This window comes from Microcystis sp. M53602_WE12 (assembly GCF_030065455.1).
In the GTDB taxonomy this organism is placed as follows: Bacteria; Cyanobacteriota; Cyanobacteriia; order Cyanobacteriales; family Microcystaceae; genus Microcystis; species Microcystis aeruginosa.
The window spans coordinates 1-2,566 of record NZ_JASJFB010000515.1; the positions used below are offsets into that span (position 1 = coordinate 1).

Genomic DNA, 2,566 nt, shown 5'->3' on the forward strand with positions numbered 1-2,566 from the left:
CTCTGGTTTTTGGCCATTATATCAAATCTTAACTCGATTGTCTATCTTTTGGTATTAACCTATTTGTGCCTTAAGTCCTTTCCTGTATGGGTTTCAGCTACTTTTGAGCGTAGTTGCTCTCATCGAATTTTATTTTAAGTTAATTATTTGCATAACAATTCCCGAAGAGCCAAAAAAATTAAACTAAAATCACCAAAATTCCGAAATCAAGAGGAAAGCCGCTGATGTTTTTCCATAAGGCAAAATCAGACTAAGCCGCTTTACCCCTCTGAATTGAGGAATTTTACCCCTACCCGAAAAATAGAACGGAACCTTGACAGCACGAATCATCACACCAGCACCTTTTCAGTGATCAGTTATCAGTTAAGTACCTAAGCAAAATTAATTACACATATCTAACCCCCCCCTTGCCTCTTGCATGAGTGCCTTTCTTCACTAGGAAATTTATAACGCATCTTTCGATAGTTAGTACAGTTATTTTTATGACAATCACACAGAAACAGTTTGATACATTAGTTGGAACGCTAGAAAAATTCTCGAAGGCACATCCTAGGAGTTATCGCCTACGAGTTGCCCTGTTTGCCATATTAGGGTACGCCTACATCTTTCTGGTGCTTGCTGGGCTGTTAACACTAATTGGATTAATTGTCTCATTTATTGTTTTCAGTCACCGTGTCAATTCTGTCATTATTAAGCTGGCTATTTTGTTACTAATTCCAGCATGGGTGATTGTGCGATCACTTTGGGTGACCGTCCCTGAGCCTGAAGGTTTGAAACTTAATCGTCATCAAGTTCCTAAATTATTCGCTCTAGTCGATGAGTTGACGACTAAACTCCAAGCTCCCCGATTTCATAACATCCTGTTAAATCAAGAGTTCAATGCAGCAGTCGTTCAAGTTCCACGACTGGGTATCTTTGGTTGGCAGGAAAACTATTTACTTTTGGGACTTCCCTTGATGCAGTCATTATCGCTGGAACAACTTAAAGCAGTTATGGCGCACGAGTTAGGGCATCTCTCTGGTAACCATTCTCGCTTTGCAGCATGGATTTATCGAATTCGCAAAACTTGGATGCAGATTTATGAACAGTTACATCAAAGCGATCAATCTGGAGCCTTTGTTTTATTTAATCGCTTTTTAGATTGGTATTGGCCTTCCTTTAATGCCTATTCTTTTACCCTGGCACGAATGAATGAGTATGAAGCTGATCGCTGTGCGGCTCAACTCACTAGCGCAAACAACACGGCTGAAGCTCTAATTAACATAGAAGTCAAAGCTCGTTTTCTGGAGAGTTCCTTCTGGTCAGATATCCAAAAACGGGCAGAGCATCAGGCTGATCCACCGAGCAATGCTTATTCATCTATGTTGACCGTTTTGCATAATCCAATTGCCGAAGAGGAGACCAAACAATGGTTAGAGCAGGCGCTTGCACAAAAAACCAGTTATGCAGACACCCATCCCTGTCTTGCTGATCGGTTAAAATCGCTGGGTTATCAGACTACTCAATTAGAAACGTTACCTCAACCCGCAACAATCCAAATAAGTGCAGCAGAACACCTTCTGGGAAAGATGATCTTACACAAATTTGCGAAACAGTTCGATCAAGATTGGAAAGCAGCCATATCGACACCTTGGCGACAGCGCTATGCATACCTACAGGAAACCAAAGACAAACTACGAGCATTAGATCAAAAAGCCCAAATGCAGACTCTGCCTGAACAAGAAGCATGGGAACGAGCCTATTACACCTTGGAATTACAAGGTGGTGAAGCAGCACTTCCCTTCTTACAAGACGTGTTAAAAATTCAGCCCGATCATGCAGAAGCAAACTATGCTATTGGACAAGTTTTTTTACACAAGGCTGATGCATCAGGCATTGCCCATATCGAAAAAGCCATAGAGCAAAGAGTGGATTGGGTCATAGCTGGCTGTGAGTTAGTTTATGGTTTTTTCTGTCAACAAGGTCAAACTGAAGAGGCTCAGAAATATCGCGCACGAGCTGAACAACATTATCAACTTTTACTAAAAGCTCAACAGGAAAGAGCTACTGTGGGTGATTACGATAGATTTCAACCTCACACTCTGAAAGCATTAGAGGTAAATGAACTGAAACAGCAGTTAGCTTGCTATCCGCAGGTTAAAGAAGCTTATCTAGTAGAGAAAGTGGTCAGGTACTTTCCTGAAAACCACTTCTGTGTTCTAGGGATTGTTCGTAAACGAGATTTGATTGAAAGTTCGGATGCGCCTCATAAATTAATTAACTTGCTCGTTACCAATTTACAGTTTCCTACTCAAGCCTATATCATCATCTTGAACCACGGCAGTTCTGATAAGCTCAAGAAAAAGATTTGTCAGATTCATCGGTCTTTAATTTTTCGACGTTAGTGGGACTTAAACGCTAAATAAAGATCAAATCGAGTATAATCGTTAAAGAGTAAGCACTTTACGTTGAAAGATCAGCGATGAAAGAGACAACCCCAGCCGCAATGCCCCCATGCTTTGACCGATGGTGTCGGCGGTTTGACAATTGCTTCAAAAACGAAGCGCAAAAAAACGGCTTCAGACAA

At 41.2% G+C, this 2,566-nt stretch carries 1 protein-coding gene; it reads left to right on the forward strand.

The features are described from left to right. Positions 1–482 precede the first annotated feature (482 nt). On the forward strand, positions 483–2,384 hold the full coding sequence (locus PX482_RS16920) for a M48 family metallopeptidase (protein WP_002763291.1): 1,902 nt from the start codon (positions 483–485) through the stop codon (positions 2,382–2,384). The last annotated feature ends 182 nt before the right edge of the window (positions 2,385–2,566 follow it).